Below are 19258 nucleotides of genomic sequence, written 5' to 3' on the forward strand. Positions count from 1 at the left end.
TACTCAGGACTGTGTATTTAACCGGGTGACATCGACAAACAGCTTAAGTTGCTGGCCCGGTTGCAGGTAATTGTTGCGATTGATTTGGTTCCATTTCTCAATATCAGTAATACTCACATTGAAGCGCGAGGCAATTCGCGCTAACGAATCACCCGAGCGGACTTTATAATGCAGGCTGCGGACAACGCCCGCTGGCTTTTCTGAGTGTGGCAACCAAACGACTAATTTTTTACCGGGGCGCAGTGGGTCGGTCGGCGCCATGCCATTCCAACTCGCCAACGATCGTAAATTTACATTATATTCGCGACTAATATCCCAGAGCGTATCTCCGCTAACGACTAAATGCTCTACTTTGTACGCGCCACGTGACTGTGATTGCTTACTGACTAAGCGTTGCTCTGCTGAGAGGTTGTATTCATCAAGATCACGCGTGGCGACAGGCACCAATAAATGATCACCGGCGCGAATAATATGGCCGGAAATATTATTGGCTTGCTGAATTGCTTTTGCCGTGGTGTGGTATTGCTTGGCAATAACCAACAAGCTTTCGCCAGATTTTACTTGATGGCGAGTCCACTGCACTAGCTCTTTGCTGTCGGCGGTAGCTAACCAGGTTTGTAATTTACTTGCATTTTCTATCGGCAACAATAAACGGTGTGGCCCTACAGGGTCAGTAGCCCAGCGATTATAAGCCGAGTTGTAATGATGCAACGTATCCAGATCAAGTTCAGCTATTTCTGCTGCTTTAGCTAAGTCAATTTGGCTATGTGCTTCAACAACAGCTAAGTAGGGCTTGTTGTCAATGGGAAGCCAATGTTTGGCATAGTCATCGTAATTTTTGAGAATGTCGGCAAGTGCGAGTAGTTTCGGCACATAAGCACGGGTTTCCCGCGGTAGGTCCAGCGACCAAAAGTCGGTTGGTTTACCGGCTCGCTTATTACGGCGGATTGAACTCGCAACGCGGCCTTCACCTGAATTGTAGGCAGCTAAAGCATGCAGCCAGTCACCGTCGAAACGTTTTTGCAGAGCATCAAGGTAATCGAGAGCTGCGTGGGTTGCTGCATAGACATCACGACGGCCGTCATACCACCAATTGATTTCTAAGCCATAGTGGCGCGCTGTACCTGGAATAAATTGCCAAACACCAGCGGCACGACCGTGCGAGTACGCAAAAGGGTCAAACGCGCTTTCCACAATAGGTAACAAGGCTAACTCTAACGGCATGCCACGACGTTCAATTTCATCCACAATCAGGTACATGAATGGTTGTGCGCGTTTAGCCACACGTTCCATGTAATAGGGATTATTTAAATACCAATTACGCTGACTGACTAAGCGTGGAAGCTCTGGTGCTTCCATGGTTAACTGGCGACGAATACGTTGCCATAAATCGGCTTCTTGCTGAGGGCTAAGCTCGATGATTTCGGGCACGACTTCGTTCTGCGCAACGATAGCCTCAGCCTCGGTTACAGCATTCGTTTCAACCGGTTCTGCAACTGGCTTCGCAGGAACTGTTTGTATAGTCTCATTAGCAGCAGAGTCGGTTTGCCAAGGCGTTAACGAGCAGCCCGTTGCCAAAGTGCTCGAAATTGCCAGTGCTATCCATTTTTTCATGTACATCATTCCAAAACTCTAATTTGTCGGCAGTTTACGGGATTAGAACTGGTCTTTCCACCGCCGCAGCTCAGCAAAATGCTCAGAACTTTTGGCCCGTAAAAATGGATTAATGGCTTTCTCAATGCCAATTGTGCTTGGCAATGTTTTTAACCTGTGTTCGCGCAGTGCTCGAACTTGTTCGGCATATTGACGTAATGCGTCATTCGTTGGTTCAGCTGCTAGCGCGAATTTTACGTTCGCTTCTGTGTATTCGTGTGCACAATAGACGCTGGTCACGTCAGGTAGTTCAGCTAAGCACTGTAAAGATTCATAAAACTGTTTAGGCGAGCCTTCAAACATGCGGCCACAGCCTGCAGAAAATAATGTGTCGCCCACAAAAGCATGGCCTGGCGTATAGAAGCATATGTGATCTAGAGTATGGCCAGGGGTAGCAAAAACGGTAAACGTAACATCACCCATTAAACTGAAGCGGTCGCCATGCCCAACGGGATGACTAACCCCTTCGATATTGCTAATTCGGGGGCCATATACGGCAACAGGGTAATCTTCAAGTAGTGGTAACAAGCCTCGGGTGTGATCCCAGTGGTGGTGGGTGATCAGAATGGCATTAATTCCTACATCGTGATGGCGCAGCCATTCGCGAACCGGTTGATCGTCACCAGGATCAACAATAATGGCATCAGCGCCATCGTATGGCTGAATGGCCCAAATGTAGTTATCATCAAAGGCCGGAATTGCGGACACGTGCATAATTCACCATCCTATGAACGAACGTAAGCTAATAAACGTAGTTATACGTTGTCATTATAACGAGGGCAAGCAACGATGTTAAAGCCAGCACGCCGTGAAAAAGTTACCAAGGCGCCATTAAATTGGCAGCAGTTACCTCATGGTTTATGGCTGAAGCAGCAGTTAAGCGAAGCGCTGGCGCCACATACGGCAAAAATGTTTGGCTATTACTCAGCTCGCTTGGGGCATTTAGCCGCGCAATTGGAATTACCTGAGTTACGACTGCAACATGATTTTTCAGTGGCTGCGGATGCCGAGCCCAAGATTAGAGCCGAGTTGGAACATTTGCCGTTTGCTGAGTCCACATTGGATGCGGTATTTTTAGTCGGGCAACTTGAATTTGAACGAGATCCACACCAAGTATTAAGGGAAGTAAGCCGCAGTTTAATTGCCGACGGCTACGTGGTGATTGCCGGCTTTAATCCGCTATCACCAGCATTGTTGGCTGGATTATGGCCGACTAATTTACAGCAGCTACCGTGGTGTGGACGCTATTTTACTAAGGCTCGCGTGTACGACTGGCTGTCACTATTAAATTTTGAGGTGATCGCATCGGGTTATGCGGGCGCCACATTGATGTGGTCCGCCACTAAAAGCCCGGATTTTGGGCTGGCACGACTGAGCCAAATGCTGCCGCCAGTACGTAGCATGTACTATCTTGTGGCACGCAAACGCGAGTTCCCGTTGACTGTGGTTCGTGTGCGTCAACGAGCAAAACCACGTATGAGTTCAATGCCCGTTGCAAATCGCGTTAAATAAAAACTTGTTGATGAAATAGGAGTTGTTGATGTTAAGTCCAAAGGAATACTGTGCCCAAGCACAAGCGAACGTAACCGAAGTAGATGTTCATGCACTGCAACAGAAAATTGCCGAGGGAGCTCGCGTGATTGATGTACGGGAGCCAGGTGAATTTGCCGCTGGGCATATCCGTCAAGCCGTGAACATGCCTCGTGGCGTGTTAGAAATGCAAATTAATCAACACCCTGCGGTAGCCGGATATGACGACGCATTGCAGCGCATTGCCGAAGAACCCTTGTATTTAATTTGTCGTTCAGGCGGGCGCTCAGCATTAGCAGCTCAGTCATTAGTACGTATGGGCTTTGATAAAACAAAGGTCATTTCTGTCGCCGGCGGCATGCAGGCTTGGGAAGAAGCCAAATACCCACAAGTTGCCGGCGAATAAATTAGGCGTCTGGTTTAAACCCGTTGTCCTCAAGCAGTGTTTTGCTGCTTGCGGCGACGCGGGCAAGCTCGTCACAGCGCTCATTTTGTGGGTGACCAGCATGGCCCTTCACCCAGTCCCAACGCACCGAGTGATGACGCTGCGCTGCTTGATCAAGGGCTTGCCATAAATCGGCGTTTTTCACCGGCTTGCGGTTTGATGTACGCCAACCGTTTTTCTTCCAGTTATGAATCCAGCTTTGAATGCCTTGGCGCAGGTACTGGCTATCCGTGGTTAACACCACGTCACAGGGGCGTGTGAGAGCTTCTAATCCTTTCACTGCTGCAAGCATTTCCATGCGATTATTCGTCGTTAATTTATAGCCTTGCGACAATTCTTTTTGGTGTTCACCGTATTCTATAACCACACCATAGCCACCAGGCCCAGGGTTACCTAAACATGAACCATCGGTATAAATATGCACCTTTTTCGACATTAGCGTGTTACTCGTTTTTCGTGCGCTGCGCTGTTGGTCCGCTGCGCTGTTCGTTGTTCGTAAAAAGACGAGTCTAACAGAATTTTAGAACCAAGTCGGTTTGATCTTTTTTAGTGTATTTACTTGTTACAACCAAGCAAAACAAGCAAACTAGTCAGCAATGATGACTGACAGCGCTTCGCGCTACCCGGCGTAGAACGCCGGGCTACGGATAACGGATAACGCCGATGAGACAAATAGTTCTTGATACAGAAACCACGGGCTTAGATCCTGCACAAGGCCATCGCATCATTGAAATTGGTGCCGTTGAAGTGATTCGCCGAAAACTAACCGGTCGAACCTTTCATGTTTACATCAACCCTCAGCGTGTAGTTGAGCAAGAAGCGATTGAAGTGCATGGTATCACTAATGAATTTTTGCAGGACAAACCCGTATTTGCGCAAATCGCGGATGATTTTCTAGATTTTATTGACGGTGCTGAGTTAGTGATTCACAACGCAGCATTCGACGTTGGCTTTATGGATCATGAGTTTTCATTGTTGCGTAACGGCACCGGGAAAACGACGGATTACTGCACCGTGCTTGATACGCTGATGTTAGCGCGAGAAATGCGACCCGGGCAGAAGAATAATTTGGATGCGCTGTGTCGAGCCTATGGTATTGATAATTCAAATCGAACCTTTCACGGCGCATTACTTGACGCCGAGTTGTTAGCCGATGTTTATCTGATGATGACCGGCGGGCAAACCAAACTCGAGCTAGCTGGGCAACATAAAAATCAGCAGGGTTCACACAATACAGGGTGGACGCGCATTGAAAATAAACCCGCACTGAAAGTGGTGCGTGCCAACGCAGATGAAGAGCAAGCTCATCAGCAGCGATTAGCTATAATTGAAAATCATTTGTGGCAATAGTTTTTGGTATTTTAGGGTCGACTAGGTTATAGAGTTAGCTACTTTTGCAACGTTTTGCGCATTTTTCAGGCAAACGATACAAAAGTTGAAAAAAAAGGTTGACGATAGAATGCCGCACTCGTAATATTCGCTCCGCATTCAGGGGCACCCACCCGGGTTACCCAGAATCAGGAAAGCGGAGCGGTAGTTCAGTTGGTTAGAATACCGGCCTGTCACGCCGGGGGTCGCGGGTTCGAGTCCCGTCCGCTCCGCCACTTTCCTGAAATAGATTAAATAACGCTGCGGAGCGGTAGTTCAGTTGGTTAGAATACCGGCCTGTCACGCCGGGGGTCGCGGGTTCGAGTCCCGTCCGCTCCGCCATTTCAAACGATTATCTAGTCTCTTTATTGGAGTGTCGTGCGATGAGTTTGGCTAACGCCTGCTTGACGTGTGGGGCTTGCTGCGCGTCTTATCGTGTGTCTTTTTATTGGGGCGAAGCTACTGGCGCTCCCGAAGGCTATGTTCCTAGCGAACTTACCGAATCTTTTCATCCCCATTTGCTGTGTATGCAAGGCACCAATAATAAACAGCCGCGCTGTGTAGCGTTAGAGGGTGAAATTGGCCAGCAGGTCAACTGCACCATATATCAAAATCGACCGAGTCCATGTCGGGAGTTTGATATCTCTATCAATGGCTCAAATCCCTATTGCGACAAAGCGCGAGCTAAATATGGTTTAGCTGCGCTTATTCCTGTGCAAGAAGTAGCCTGATATACCGCATGAATGGGGTAAATTGTTACAATTGCGCCACGAATGGCTCTTGAGCCGATCTGCATAGGGGGTTACATTAGTAGGGTTAAATACAACCACAAGGGAGATACCTTATGCGCAAGAGCCTAATCGCTGTTGCTATTGGCGCGACATTAACGGTCGCTGCATGTTCTGATAAAGAAGCAACGCAAGCTGTGAATGAAACAGCTCAAACCGAACAAACACAAGCAGTTGAATTTAATCAAAGCAACCCATTTTATGCTGAGAGCTCGCTGCCTTTCCACGCGCCAGATTTTTCAAAGATCAAATTTGAGCATTACAAGCCAGCATTATTGGCAGGTATGGAAGCGCATAGCAAAGAAATTGAAGCTATTGCGAATAACGCTGAAGCACCAACCTTTGAAAACACGATCGTTGAAATGGAGCGCTCTGGTGCTTTATTAAGCCGTGTTGCATCAGTTTTCTATAACGTTGCTGGTTCAAACGGTAATGATCAGACCCGCGCTTTGCAAGGCGAGTTGGCGCCATTAATGGCCGCTCATGGTGATAGTATTTCATTAAACCCGAAATTATTCGCTCGCGTTAAAGCCGTATACGAAAACCGCGACAGCCTTGAAGGCGAAGCATTGCGTTTAGTGGAAGACACCTACAAAGGTTTTGTGCGTTCAGGTGCAGAGCTAAGCGAAGAAGCAAAAGACAAAATTCGCGCAATTAATACCGAATTATCGTCATTAACTACTGAGTTTCAGCGTAACTTAATGGCGCTGGCCAAAGAAAATATGGTGATTGTTGATGACAAAGCGCAACTTGCGGGTTTAAGCGACACTGAAATTCAGCAGCTTGCTGACGCTGCAAAAGCGGCAGGGCACGAAGGCAAGTATGCTATTTCAATTACTAACACCACGCGTCAGCCAATTTTATCGTCGCTCGAAAATCGTGAAGTTCGTCAGCGCGTGTGGGAAGCTTCGGCTTATCGTGGTACCGGTAACACCGAAACTGACAACCGCCCGTTAGTGAAACGCTTAGCGCAATTACGTGCAGAAAAAGCACAGTTGTTGGGTTACAACACATGGGGTGATTACGTTCTTGAAACCAGCATGGCTGGTAGCCCGCAAGCTGCACAAAAAATGTTGCGTGACTTAGTACCAGCAGTTGTCAGCAACGTTGAAGCTGAAAAAGCTGAAATTCAAGCCATGATCAACAGCGAAGGCGGTGATTTTGAAGTTCAGCCTTGGGACTGGGCTTACTATGCAGAAAAAGTGCGTGCTGAAAAATATGCACTAAATGCAGAAGAAGTTAAACAATATTTCGAATTTAACCGTGTCGTTGAAGACGGCGTATTTTATGCCATGAACCAGCTGTTTGGAATTAGCTTTGAGCAGCGTGATGACATTCCTACCTACGGCGACAACATCCGCGTTTATGAAGTAAAAGACATTGACGGCGAGACACTTGGTTTATTCTATGGCGACTGGTTTACCCGTGACGGTAAGCGAGGTGGTGCATGGATGAGCTCATTTGTTAGCCAGTCTGGTTTACTAGGAAACAAACCGGTAATTCTGAACAACCAAAACATCAAAAAAGCTGCAGAAGGCCCGACTTTCTTGAGCTTTGATGAAGTAAGCACCATGTTCCATGAAATGGGACACGGCTTGCACGGTATGTTCTCTGACGTGATGTATCCATCATTGGCAGGTACGTCAGTATCGCGTGATTACGTTGAGTTCCCTTCAACGTTCCAAGAAGACTGGATGTTAAACGAAAAAGTGCTAAACAACTTTGCCAAGCATTATGAAACTGGCGAACCCATGCCAAAAGAATTGCTTGATAAAGTCATGGCTGCAAAAAATTTCAACATGGGTTATGACACACTTGAATACATTTCGTCAGCCTTGTTGGACTTTGAGTACCACACATTAACGCCTGAAGCAGCAGCAAGCATTGAAGATGTTGCCGCATTTGAGGCTGCAGCACTTGAGCGCAATGGTGTAGCAATTGACGCTGTACCGCCGCGTTATAAATCAACCTTCTTCGCGCACGTGTTTGCCGGTGGTTATTCTGCTGGATATTACGCGTATATGTGGTCAGAAATTTTGGCTGCTGATGCGTTCAAATACATGCAAGAGCAGGGCGGTTTAACGCTCGAAAATGGTCAGAAATTCCGTGACACTATTTTGTCAAAAGGTAACAGCAAAGACCCAATGCAACAGTACATTGACTTCCGTGGCCAAGAGCCAACAGGTGAAGCGTTACTTGAGCGTCGCGGCTTAACCACACCAAAAATTGATTAATCATTCAATTTATCGGTATTGAAAAACAGAGCTTCGGCTCTGTTTTTTTTTGTGCAAATAAAATTTCTTTATAAAGTTAATAAATAGTTAAGCCTGTTAATTAAATTGATTTTTTTCAAATTTGTTTCATAAATAAGTAAGCAACTCATGAAGTTGCGACAACAACAGATAACATTACCAGGGAATGTATTTATGAAAAAAATCAATTTACCTTTCGGGGTGTCGCTGTGTGCCATAGCAGTGGCTACCGCGCTGCCGCAAGTAGCGTTGGCGCAAGACAATTCAGAAGCAAATGAAGTTGAAGCGCAAGAGCGCATCACGGTTACCGGCTCTCGTATTAATCGAACCGATATGGAAACGGCCTCTCCAGTAGAAATTATTTCTCGTGACGATATTGAAGCTTCGGGGTTTTCCAATCTTCAGCAGTTATTAGAACGCTCCCCCGCGGCCGGTGTTGGCACCTTTTCGACCCGCGGCAACAGTCAAGACTCAACCGCCAATGGCGGGGCCGCGGTAAGCTTACGAGGCTTTGGTGCTGATGCGACCTTGGTGCTGGTGAATGGTCGCCGCGTTAACGTGTCTGCGTTTGCTGAAGGTGTTGCCAATTCATTTGTTGATATCAACACAATACCGGTGGCCGCCATTGAGCGTATCGATATCTTGAAAGATGGTGCGTCAGCTATTTATGGTTCAGATGCAGTGGCGGGTGTGGTGAACGTTATTCTGCGCAAAGACTACGAAGGTATGGAGCTTAGTTTGAGCCATGGCGCCACGACAGGGCCTAGCTATGACGAAACTTCAGTCAGTACAGTTTGGGGGACAGGTTCAGCAACGAGCAACACCACGGTGATTTTTGACTACTATAAAAACACGTCGATTATGGGGTCAGAAATGGGGCGCTTTGGTACCGCCAACCAAGCTCCTTATGGTGGTAATGACTTCCGCTCTTCTCGTGGTTATCCAGGAAACTTCATTCTGAACGGTCAAGTGGTGATTGATCCAGACTGTCCGCCAGAACAAACTTTTGGTCAAACTTGTGTCTACGATTATGGGCCAGCCACCATGACTTGGCCTGAAGCTGAGCGAGTTGGTGCTATGGTGTTGTCTAACTTTCAAATTACGAGTGACATGGATGCCTACATCGAGTTTGCCGCTCAGCACAACAGTTCGAAGGCTGGCGGGGCCGCAACGCCGTTAGATGGCGATGCGGGCTTGTATGTACCGGCAAATCATCCAAACAATCCATGGGGTGAACGGGTAGAAATTAACCGTTATCGTACTGTCGATGCTGGTAACCGAGTGTGGGATATTGAGTCAGATACCTTACGGTTTGTGGCTGGCTTACGCGGCTATCTTGATACGTGGGCATGGGATGTCTCAGCCACTAAAGCGCGTAGTCGTGGCCTGCAAACAGGTAGCAAAGATCAAGGCTGGGTGCGCACCGACTTTCTACAAGAGGAAATTAATGCAGGCCGATATAACCCGTTTGGCGGAGTAACCAATGATCCTGCGGTTATTGATGCGATTACCACGAGTTTAGTGCGCCGTGGCGAATCGCACCTTACTGCAGTGGATGCGAGTATTAGTGGTGAGCTGTTCAAGCTGGGAAATAATATGGTTTCGATGGCCGCTGGTTTTGAATACCGCGAAGAAGACGTGGTAGATACTCCAGATGATCAGTTCCAACGCGGGCTTATTTTTGGTACGGAGTCGGTTTCCGCCCAGGCTGAGCGTGACCAATGGGCCGCATATGCCGAGTTTCTGGTGCCCTTGGCAGATACGCTTGAGTTAAGCTTAGCGCTACGTCACGATGATTACAGTGATTTTGGTTCAAGTACCAATCCGCAAGCCAAAATACAGTGGTTTGTGTCTGATGACATTACCGTTCGAGCATCGGCGGGCACAGGTTTCCGTGCGCCATCGCTTGCTCAAATTGGTTTAGGCCCATCGCAAGTATCGCAGTTTTTCACCGATACTTATCGTTGTCCAACGCCAGATCCGAACAACCCAGCCTGTGCCGCAACTGACTACACAATTGTTTTTGGTGGTAATCCAAACCTTGAGGCGGAAGAGTCTGAAAGCTGGAACATTGGTGGTGTTTGGCAAGTAAACGATAGCTGGGATGTTAGTTTAGATTATTGGTCAATTGTGCAAGACAATAAAATTGATCGAAACAACTATGAGCTGGTTTATGCAGCTGAGTGTAATGATCAAAATAGCACCATTTGTGTGCGCTTACCGCCGCTGCCAGGTGAAACCTTAGGTTCGCTATCAACCTTGTACAACAGCTATATCAACATCAGTTCGCAAGAAGCAACCGGGCTTGATGTGTCAACCAACTATCTGTTGCCCATTAGTGACTTTGGCGATCTTAAATTCGGTCTAGGTTGGACGTACATGACCAAGTTTGAGAAAAACGGTATCGATTATGCGGGTGAGTATAACTATCCACAACATCGCTGGATTGGTAGCGTAGATTGGTCACGCGATGCCTGGGGCGCTACCGCAATTATCACCTACATAGGCGAGTTCGAAGACTATCAGTCACCGCAAGATGTCGAAAGCTCGAAGGCACGTACGATTGATGCCCATATGGTGTTGGACTTACAAATGCGTTATGACATCAGCCAATCCACACGGTTTAGTGTTGGGGTAAATAATATCCTTGATGAAGAGCCACCATTTGCTATTGGTGATGGCGATGGCGACTTGTATGGATATGCATCAAGCGTTCATAACCCACGCGGAGCTTTTGCTTATGCGAAGTTGAACTTTAAGTTTTAACCTTTGCTAAAAATCATGCAAAAGGGGACAGAGCTAGCTCTGTCCTCTTTTTTTTGGTATATAGTGACGTAAAATAAATGTGAAAGAGAGTAATGGAATGCCAGACACTTTGTTCGCCTCACAGCCTATTTACGACCATAAAGGTAAAATCTACGCGCATGAGTTACTCTACCGTCATGAGGACGGGATTACTGCGTTTGAAGTTGGCGATAGTGTCGCAACAAGCGAAGTTTTATATAACTTATGCACAGGGCTGCTGGATTACGTTGAGCACATAAAATTACCAGTCTGTGTGAATGTATCGACTGAGTTTTTGCTGTCTGGTCTATTTTTACCTTTGGCACCAGAACACGTTATTGTTGAGCTGGTTGAACGAATTGAGCCAACCGATGAAATAGTTGACGCTATTCAGCGCTGGGTGGCCAAAGGCTTTCGTTTTGCGTTAGATGATTTTGAGTTTCAAGATAGTTGGCAGCCATTACTGGAATTAGCCACAATTATTAAAGTTGATATTGAACGCACGCCGTTTGAAGTGGCCCAGCAACGTTATACAGAACTGCAGCATTTAAACGTATTGTGGTTAGCCGAACGTATTGAAGACGAAGCCACATTAAATCGCTACAAAGAACTCGGCTTTGATTTATTTCAAGGCTATTTTTTAGCCAAACCGACAGTGGTTGAAGGCAAACGTGTACCGTCAGCAGCAGCTACGCAGCTGACTTTAGTCATCAATCAATTATTCTCTGAAGAGCCCGAACTTTACGAAATAGTTGCTGCGTTACAGACCGACCCAGTGTTGGTGGTGAATTTATTACGAATTGCCAACAGCCCTTATTATGGCGTGACGCGCAAAATTGAATCGCTTAAAGAAGTCGTCATGCTGCTTGGGCTTGAGCCGCTTCGTAAATGGGTTCTATTAATTGTCTCGGTGAAAGGACAGGCTCCTGAACAAACAAAGTTTGTACTAACCCGTGCGTACATGTGCAGCGAGTTAGCGCGCAAAAAAGATCCTTTTAACCGCTTATCAGGGCCTGCGTTTTTAGTCGGGTTACTAGCAGGCTCAGATGTTTTATTAGGCATTGATAAAGAAACTTTTCTGCAAGACCTCAACATTTCAGAAGCGGTTCGTGCAGCGGTATTGCAAAGCGAGGGCGATCTAGGTGAGTACCTCAAAGCGGTTGAAGATTTTGAATATGATCTTGCTATGAAGAACCCATTAGAAAAGCATGGTGATTTATTTGATGTCTATCAGCAATGCCATTTCTTGGTCAACGAACTGCTAAACAACGTTACTATTGAACAGTAAGCTTGAGCTAGTGATTTGAGCTGTATCCTGCTATAATTCGGGCCACTTTTTTCTGTCCTGAACTAATGAATAGGAATCACTATGTCGACTGATAGTTCAAAGATTATTTACACTGAAACTGATGAAGCACCACGTTTAGCAACCTATTCGTTGTTGCCAATTATTCGTGCGTTTACTGATGCCGCAGGCGTTAGTGTTGAAACACGCGACATCTCATTAGCTGGCCGCATTATTGCGAACTTCCCTGAGTTCTTGAACGAAGATCAGCGCATTGGTGATGCGTTAGCTGAACTTGGTGAACTTGCGAAAACGCCAGAAGCGAACATTATCAAGCTTCCGAATATCAGTGCATCTATTCCTCAGTTGACTGCAGCCATTAAAGAGCTACAGCAACAGGGCTACAACCTGCCAAACTATCCATTTGAGCCGCAAACCGACGAAGAGCGCGATGTGAAAGCGCGTTATGACAAAATTAAAGGTTCAGCGGTGAACCCAGTATTGCGTGAAGGTAACTCTGACCGTCGTGCACCAACGTCAGTAAAAAATTACGCCAAAAAACATCCGCATCGTATGGGTGCATGGTCTAGTGACTCACAAACTCACGTTGCGCACATGAGCGACGGCGATTTTTACAGCAGCGAACAGTCAACGACCTTTGCACAAGCGGATGACTTAAAAATTGTATTAAATACGCCTGCTGGCCAAACCGTACTGAAAGACTCAGTGAAAGTATTGGCTGGTGAAGTGGTAGACGCAGCGCGTATGAGCGCAGCTCAGTTACAAGCGTTTTTTGCCAAAGAAACAGCCGCGGCAAAAGAAGAAGGCATTTTGTTGTCGTTGCACTTAAAAGCAACCATGATGAAAGTGTCAGACCCAATTATGTTTGGCCATGCGGTGAAAGTTTATTTTGCTGATGTGTTTGCTAAGCACGCTGAAACTTTCAAGCAATTAGGCGTTGATGCAACCAACGGTTTTGGCGATGTTTTAGCGAAAATTGCTGAGTTACCAGCAGACGAGCGCGCAGCTATTGAAGCGGACATTCAAGCGGTATATGACAGCCAGCCTGAATTAGCTATGGTGAATTCAGACAAGGGCATTACCAACCTGCACGTACCAAGCGACGTCATTATTGATGCCTCAATGCCTGCGATGATTCGTGATGGCGGCAAAATGTGGGACCGTCAAGGCAAAACCCAAGACACCAAAGCGATGATTCCAGATCGTTGCTATGCTGGCGTGTATCAGGCCACTATCGATTTCTGTAAAGCCAATGGCGCATTTGACCCAGCGACTATGGGCACAGTGCCAAATGTTGGCTTAATGGCACAAAAAGCCGAAGAATATGGCTCTCACGATAAAACCTTCGAAATTCCAGCCGATGGTACCGTGGTTGTATTAAACCAAGCGGGTGAAACGGTATTCTCACACGACGTACAAAAAGGCGATATCTGGCGTATGTGTCAGGTAAAAGACGCGCCAATTCGTGACTGGGTTAAGTTGGCAGTGAATCGTTCACGCTTAAGCGGTATGCCAGCGGTGTTCTGGTTAGACGAAAACCGCGCTCATGACGCGCAGTTGATCAAAAAGGTGAACACTTACCTTAAAGAGCATGACACTGACGGTTTAGATTTACGCATTATGGCGCCAACTGAAGCGACCGAGCACACCTTAGCGCGCATGAAAGATGGCCAAGACACCATTTCAGTAACCGGTAACGTGTTGCGTGACTACTTAACCGACTTGTTCCCAATTCTTGAACTGGGTACTTCAGCGAAAATGTTGTCAATTGTGCCACTAATGAACGGTGGTGGTTTGTTTGAAACGGGCGCTGGTGGTTCTGCACCGAAGCACGTGCAACAGTTTGTTGAAGAGAACTACCTGCGTTGGGATTCACTCGGTGAATTTTTAGCGTTAGCTGCGTCGTTAGAGCATTTGGCGCAACGGAACAACAATGACCGCGCACAAATTTTAGCGGATACGTTAGACGCGGCAACGGCTAAGTTCCTTGAGAACGACAAGTCGCCAGCGCGTAAGCTTGGTCAAATTGACAACCGTGGCAGCCATTTCTACCTAGGTATGTACTGGGCCGAAGCATTAGCTGCGCAAACTAAAGACAGCGCATTAGCCGAACGTTTTGGTAAATTAGCCAACGCAATGCAAGCCAACGAAGCCAAAATTATTGAAGAACTTAACGGCGTGCATGGTAACAGCGTAGAAATTGGTGGTTATTATCAGCCTAACGCTAAGTTAGTCGATAAAGCGATGCGCCCATCAGCCACGCTTAACAGCGCTTTAGCAAGTCTTTAATACCGAACCTTTAACCATTCGGTGTAATATAAAAGGGTGTCAGTGTTGTGCTGGCACCCTTATTTTTTGATACAAGGATTAGGCCATGACAGACAACGTAGAATATATTCAAAGCCCATTGTGCCAGCAGTATAGCGATGGTGGCCAAACGGTAGATATTGATATATACCGCACCGAAGACTCGGGTTGGATTTTGGAAATTGTCGACAGTGGTAATAACTCGACGGTTTGGGAAGACCCATTTGAAACCGACCAAGATGCTTTGGATGAAGCTTTAGATGCGCTAAAACAAGAAGGCATTGAAGCCTTTGTAGGCACCTTTGAATAAGCAACGCGAGCCGTTGATAATCAGTTATGTATGACATTATCGGTGACGTACATGGCCATGCAGACCAGCTACTGACGTTACTGAAAAAGCTTGGCTATGAGAAAAAGTTTGGTGTTTGGCGACACGCTGAGCGCCAACTTATATCTGTTGGCGACTTAATAGACCGTGGTCCTGGGCAACGGGAAACGGTCGATACCTTGCGAGCTATGGTTGATGCCGGTAGCGCGCAAGTGATCATGGGCAATCATGAACTCAATGCAGTGGCTTGGGCATTACCCGATGGGCAAGGTGACTACTTACGCAAGCACAGTGCGGGTAACCTTAAGCATCATCGTGAGTTTTTGTTGCAAGCAAAACCAGAGTCAGATTGGTACAACAGCACCTTAGCCTGGTTTCGTCAGTTGCCTTTGTATTTAGACTTACCCGAATGCCGAATTGTACATGCGTGCTGGCACGAGCCGTCAAAGCAAGTTGTTGATGACCACACCGGCCCAGCAAACAGGCTACGCGATGAAGCCGCTTGGTATGCAGCCCATGATCACGAGCATCAGCTGCACCACGCAATCGAAACGCTCTGCAAAGGCTTGGAGGTGGCGTTACCCGATGGCTTGCATTTTCACGACAAGGCTGGGGTTAAACGCACCGCCATGCGCACCCGTTGGTGGCAAGAACACAGTGCCAAATATCGTGACTTAGCCTTGGGCGTGGAACCGTTGCATAGTTTACCCGACCGTGAAATTCCGAATACCGTTATGCCTGGCTATGCCGCCGATAAGCCGGTATTTTTTGGGCATTATTGGATGCGCGGCGCACCCCATGTACTGACCCCGCAGGTTGCTTGCCTTGATTGGTCTGTTACGCAGCCAAATGGCCGGCTGGTAGCGTATCGCTACGATGGCGAGCAGCAATTAAGTAATGACAAGTTTATTTGGGTCATGACATAGCCGCGCGCTTGCGGCACAATACCTCAATAATAACTGACAATAGTGTATGAACTAAGCGCATGAGCGAAAACAACAAGCGACCACCTCAATTTATCCATCTGCGAGTTCACAGCGACTTTTCCATGGTCGATGGCTTAGCTAAGGTCAAGCCTATCTGTGAAGATGTTGCTGCCAAAGGGATGCCAGCCGTTGCGCTAACCGACCAAATGAATATGTGTGGTTTGGTACGTTTTTATCGCACCGCACATGGCAACGGCTTAAAGCCAATTGTCGGCTGTGACTTATGGGTGCTTCCAGAAGGCTGGAGTAGTGATTCACAGGAACAACCGTTTCGACTGACCGCTATCGCTATGAATAATCACGGTTATCAGCAGTTAACGCAGTTGATCAGTCGTGGTTACTTGGCTGGTCATCGCGCTGGCCGGCCTTGTGTTGATCAAGCTTGGTTAGCTGAGCACCAACAAGGTTTATTATTATTGTCCGGTGGTCGCGAGGGTGATATTGGCCTCAAATTACTACAAAACCGCCATGCTGAAGCTCGCGAAGCTCTCGCTTTTTATCAACAACACTTTGCCGATCGGTTTTTTCTTGAACTGCAACGTACCGGGCGCCCTGGTGAAGATGATTATGTGCATGCCGCTGTTGCCTTAGCCGCTGAATGTGATGTGCCGGTGGTTGCCACTAACGAAGTCATGTTCTTAAAGCCAGAAGACTTCAATGCTCATGAAGTACGCGTTGCGGTTGCCGATGGTTATACACTTGATGATAAACGCCGGCCGAAGAAATACAGCGCTGAACAATATTTGAAAAGCCCTGAAGAAATGCTTGAGTTATTTGCCGATATTCCTGAGGCCATTGAAAATACCGTAGAAATAGCTAAGCGTTGCAATGTCACGGTCAAGCTTGACGAATATGTATTGCCCGAGTTTCCAACCGGAGGAATGACCCCTGAAGACTTTTTGGTGAAGAAATCCCAAGAAGGCTTGGAGGAGCGTCTGCAAGTGTTGTTTCCTGATGAACAAGAGCGTCAACAGCAACGCAAACCTTACGATGAGCGTCTGCAAATTGAACTCGATGTCATCAACCAAATGGGCTTTCCCGGTTACTTTTTGATCGTGATGGAATTTATTCAGTGGTCAAAAGATAACAATATTCCTGTGGGCCCAGGCCGGGGTTCTGGTGCGGGATCCTTGGTGGCCTACGCGCTAAAAATTACCGATTTGGACCCACTGGAACTCGATCTTCTCTTCGAACGGTTCTTGAACCCAGAGCGGGTATCGATGCCTGACTTTGATATCGACTTCTGCATGGATCGTCGTGATGAAGTTATTGATCACGTCGCCGACTTATATGGCCGCGAAGCGGTTTCGCAAATCATTACCTTCGGTACCATGGCAGCCAAGGCTTCAATACGTGACGTAGGCCGCGTACTTGGGCACCCGTATGGGTTTGTTGATAAAATTACCAAGTTAGTGCCGGGTGACCCAGGCATGACCCTCGAAAAAGCCTTTGAAGTTGAGCCGCGCTTGGTTGAAATGTATGAGCAAGATGACGATGTGCGTGAAATTATCGACATGGCTCGCATTCTAGAAGGGGTGACGCGTAATGCGGGTAAGCACGCGGGCGGGGTGGTTATTGCTCCCGAAAAAATCACCGACTTTTCGCCCTTGTATTGCGACGAAGAAGGCAAACAACCAGTTACCCAATTCGATAAAAACGACGTTGAAGCCGCCGGCTTGGTGAAATTCGACTTTCTGGGCTTGCGCACGCTAACTATTATTCAGTGGGCGCTTGATATGGTGAATGCAAATCGCCAACGCGATGGCAAAGCCCCCATTGATATCAACCACATTCCACTTGACGATCCGCGCTGCTTTAGACTGCTTAAAAAGGCATCGACCACCGCGGTATTCCAGCTTGAATCATCGGGCATGAAGCAGCTAATTAAAAAGCTACTGCCGGACAGTTTTGAAGACATCATCGCACTGGTGGCCTTGTTCCGCCCAGGCCCATTGCAGTCGGGCATGGTTGATAACTTTATTGACCGTAAACATGGCCGCGAAGAAATATCGTACCCAGATAAAGACTATCAACATGAACTGTTGAAGCCGATATTAGAGCCGACCTACGGCGTTATTTTGTACCAAGAGCAGGTTATGCAAATAGCGCAGGTACTGGCTGGCTATTCGCTAGGCGGCGCCGACCTGTTGCGTCGTGCCATGGGTAAGAAAAAGCCAGAGGAAATGGCCAAACAACGCGCGGTATTTGAAGAAGGTGCGCGTAAGAACGGCATTGACGGTGAGCTGGCAATCAAAATTTTCGACTTGGTGGAAAAATTTGCCGGGTATGGTTTTAACAAATCACACTCAGCTGCTTATGCTTTGGTGTCGTACCAAACGCTGTGGATGAAAACCCACTTTCCAGCTGAGTTTATGGCGGCCGTCATGTCCGCTGATATGGATAACACCGACAAAATTGTGACCTTAGTTGATGAATGCGAAAACATGGGGCTTAAACTATTACCGCCCGATGTGAACGTGGGGCAGTATAAGTTCACGGTAGATGCCGAACAACGCATTGTGTACGGCATTGGTGCCATTAAAGGTGTTGGTGAGGGCCCCATTGAAGCGATTTTAGCCGCACGTGCTGACGGCCCGTTTACCGACTTATTTGATTTCTGCTGTCGGGTTGACCTGAAGAAGCTTAATCGTCGGGTGCTAGAAAAACTGATTAAAGCTGGCGCCATGGACTCGCTCGGCCCACACCGCGCAACCATTATGGCCAGCTTAGAAAAAGCCATGCGTCAGGCAGAGCAACATGCGCGCGCTGAGGCGATTGGTCAAAGTGATTTGTTTGGGGTTTTAGCGACCGCCAACGACGACGTTGAAATTGAACATGAGTTTGTGCAAGTTGCGCCATGGCAAGAAGCCATGTGGCTTGAAGGCGAACGTGAAACGCTTGGGCTATACTTAACAGGGCACCCAGTAAACCGTTATCGTGGCGAGTTAAAAAACTATGTGCCATGTGTGTTGGCTGACGTGAAACCGACAGGGCGCGATCAGACCACTACGGTGGCTGGGTTAGTGGTTGACGTTCGAACTATGCTGAACCGACAAAACCAGCGCTGGGCAATTGTGACTTTGCATGATAAAACGGCACGTTTTGATGTACGGTTCTATGCTAAAGATTATGAAAATTATCAGCATTTGCTCGAAAAAGACCAAATTTTAGTGATAAAAGGAGAGGTCAGCTTTGATGATTACTCCGCAGCCAATACAATGACGGCTCGCGAAGTGATGACCATCATCGGTATGCGAGAGCAATACGCCAAGACGTTACGCATATCGGTTCGTCCAGAGCACCTTGAAGGGCAGGGTTTAATGCAGCTAAAACAGCTGATTGAGCCACATAAAGAGGGCGCTTGCCCACTGCACATACGTTATGTGCGGCCCGATGTTGAAGCCGAATATGTTGCGGCCACAGAATGGTATGTGACCCCAACCGATGAATTGATTTACGAATTACAACAACGATTAGGTAATCAAGCTGTTGAATTAGAGTTTTAATGGCA

General features: G+C 47.3%; 14 protein-coding genes and 2 tRNA genes. 13 read left to right on the forward strand and 3 right to left on the reverse strand.

Annotation, left to right across the window (positions count from 1 at the left end; genetic code table 11):
* Positions 1–3: 3 nt before the first annotated feature.
* Positions 4–1614 (reverse strand): LysM peptidoglycan-binding domain-containing protein, encoded by a 1611-nt coding sequence (locus tag BM334_RS08820; RefSeq protein WP_417664449.1) that lies wholly within the window; start codon positions 1612–1614, stop codon positions 4–6.
* A gap of 42 nt (positions 1615–1656) precedes the next feature.
* The gene (gloB, locus tag BM334_RS08825) at positions 1657–2367 is read right to left on the reverse strand and encodes a hydroxyacylglutathione hydrolase (protein WP_241970973.1); all 711 of its coding nucleotides are present in this window, start codon (positions 2365–2367) and stop codon (positions 1657–1659) included.
* 75 nt (positions 2368–2442) lie between these two features.
* On the opposite strand from gloB, the gene BM334_RS08830 reads away from it, so the two are divergent.
* Entirely contained in the window at positions 2443–3165 is a 723-nt protein-coding gene (locus BM334_RS08830) for a methyltransferase domain-containing protein (RefSeq protein ID WP_092840881.1), read from the forward strand.
* 28 nt (positions 3166–3193) lie between these two features.
* Entirely contained in the window at positions 3194–3589 is a 396-nt protein-coding gene (locus tag BM334_RS08835) for a rhodanese-like domain-containing protein (protein ID WP_092840883.1), read from the forward strand.
* Position 3590: 1 nt separating this feature from the next.
* Here BM334_RS08835 and rnhA read toward each other — a convergent pair whose 3' ends face one another.
* Positions 3591–4064, reverse strand: coding sequence for a ribonuclease HI (rnhA, locus tag BM334_RS08840; protein WP_092840885.1), 474 nt, complete (start codon positions 4062–4064; stop codon positions 3591–3593).
* A gap of 227 nt (positions 4065–4291) precedes the next feature.
* Between rnhA and dnaQ the strand changes: the two genes are divergently transcribed.
* From dnaQ to dnaE, 11 genes are all read left to right on the forward strand, one after another.
* Positions 4292–4978, forward strand: a complete 687-nt coding sequence (gene dnaQ, locus BM334_RS08845) for a DNA polymerase III subunit epsilon (RefSeq protein ID WP_092840887.1) — start codon at positions 4292–4294, stop codon at positions 4976–4978.
* Between the two features lie 177 nt (positions 4979–5155).
* Positions 5156–5232: transfer RNA gene (locus BM334_RS08850), tRNA-Asp, on the forward strand.
* A gap of 29 nt (positions 5233–5261) precedes the next feature.
* Positions 5262–5338 (forward strand) — tRNA-Asp (locus BM334_RS08855).
* A 41-nt stretch (positions 5339–5379) separates the two neighbouring features.
* Complete coding sequence (locus BM334_RS08860) at positions 5380–5727, forward strand: YkgJ family cysteine cluster protein (protein ID WP_092840890.1); 348 nt, start codon at positions 5380–5382, stop codon at positions 5725–5727.
* Positions 5728–5840: 113 nt separating this feature from the next.
* Positions 5841–8018, forward strand: a complete 2178-nt coding sequence (locus BM334_RS08865; RefSeq protein WP_092840892.1) for a M3 family metallopeptidase — start codon at positions 5841–5843, stop codon at positions 8016–8018.
* Between the two features lie 192 nt (positions 8019–8210).
* Complete coding sequence (locus BM334_RS08870; RefSeq protein ID WP_177215065.1) at positions 8211–10802, forward strand: TonB-dependent receptor; 2592 nt, start codon at positions 8211–8213, stop codon at positions 10800–10802.
* Positions 10803–10899: 97 nt separating this feature from the next.
* Positions 10900–12108 carry an EAL and HDOD domain-containing protein gene (locus BM334_RS08875; RefSeq protein ID WP_092840894.1) on the forward strand — a complete coding sequence of 403 codons (1209 nt, stop codon included), beginning with the start codon at positions 10900–10902 and terminating at the stop codon, positions 12106–12108.
* Positions 12109–12189: 81 nt separating this feature from the next.
* A complete protein-coding gene (locus tag BM334_RS08880) occupies positions 12190–14415 on the forward strand; it encodes an NADP-dependent isocitrate dehydrogenase (protein WP_092840896.1) in 2226 nt (741 codons plus the stop codon).
* A gap of 85 nt (positions 14416–14500) precedes the next feature.
* Positions 14501–14743 carry a hypothetical protein gene (locus BM334_RS08885; protein WP_092840898.1) on the forward strand — a complete coding sequence of 81 codons (243 nt, stop codon included), beginning with the start codon at positions 14501–14503 and terminating at the stop codon, positions 14741–14743.
* A 26-nt stretch (positions 14744–14769) separates the two neighbouring features.
* Positions 14770–15687: a metallophosphoesterase gene (locus BM334_RS08890; RefSeq protein ID WP_092840900.1), complete on the forward strand. Its 918-nt coding sequence runs from the start codon at positions 14770–14772 to the stop codon at positions 15685–15687.
* 59 nt (positions 15688–15746) lie between these two features.
* Positions 15747–19253, forward strand: a complete 3507-nt coding sequence (gene dnaE / locus BM334_RS08895; RefSeq protein ID WP_092840902.1) for a DNA polymerase III subunit alpha — start codon at positions 15747–15749, stop codon at positions 19251–19253.
* Positions 19254–19258 lie beyond the last annotated feature (5 nt).

This window comes from Pseudidiomarina donghaiensis, assembly GCF_900116895.1.
In the GTDB taxonomy this organism is placed as follows: domain Bacteria; phylum Pseudomonadota; class Gammaproteobacteria; order Enterobacterales; family Alteromonadaceae; genus Pseudidiomarina; species Pseudidiomarina donghaiensis.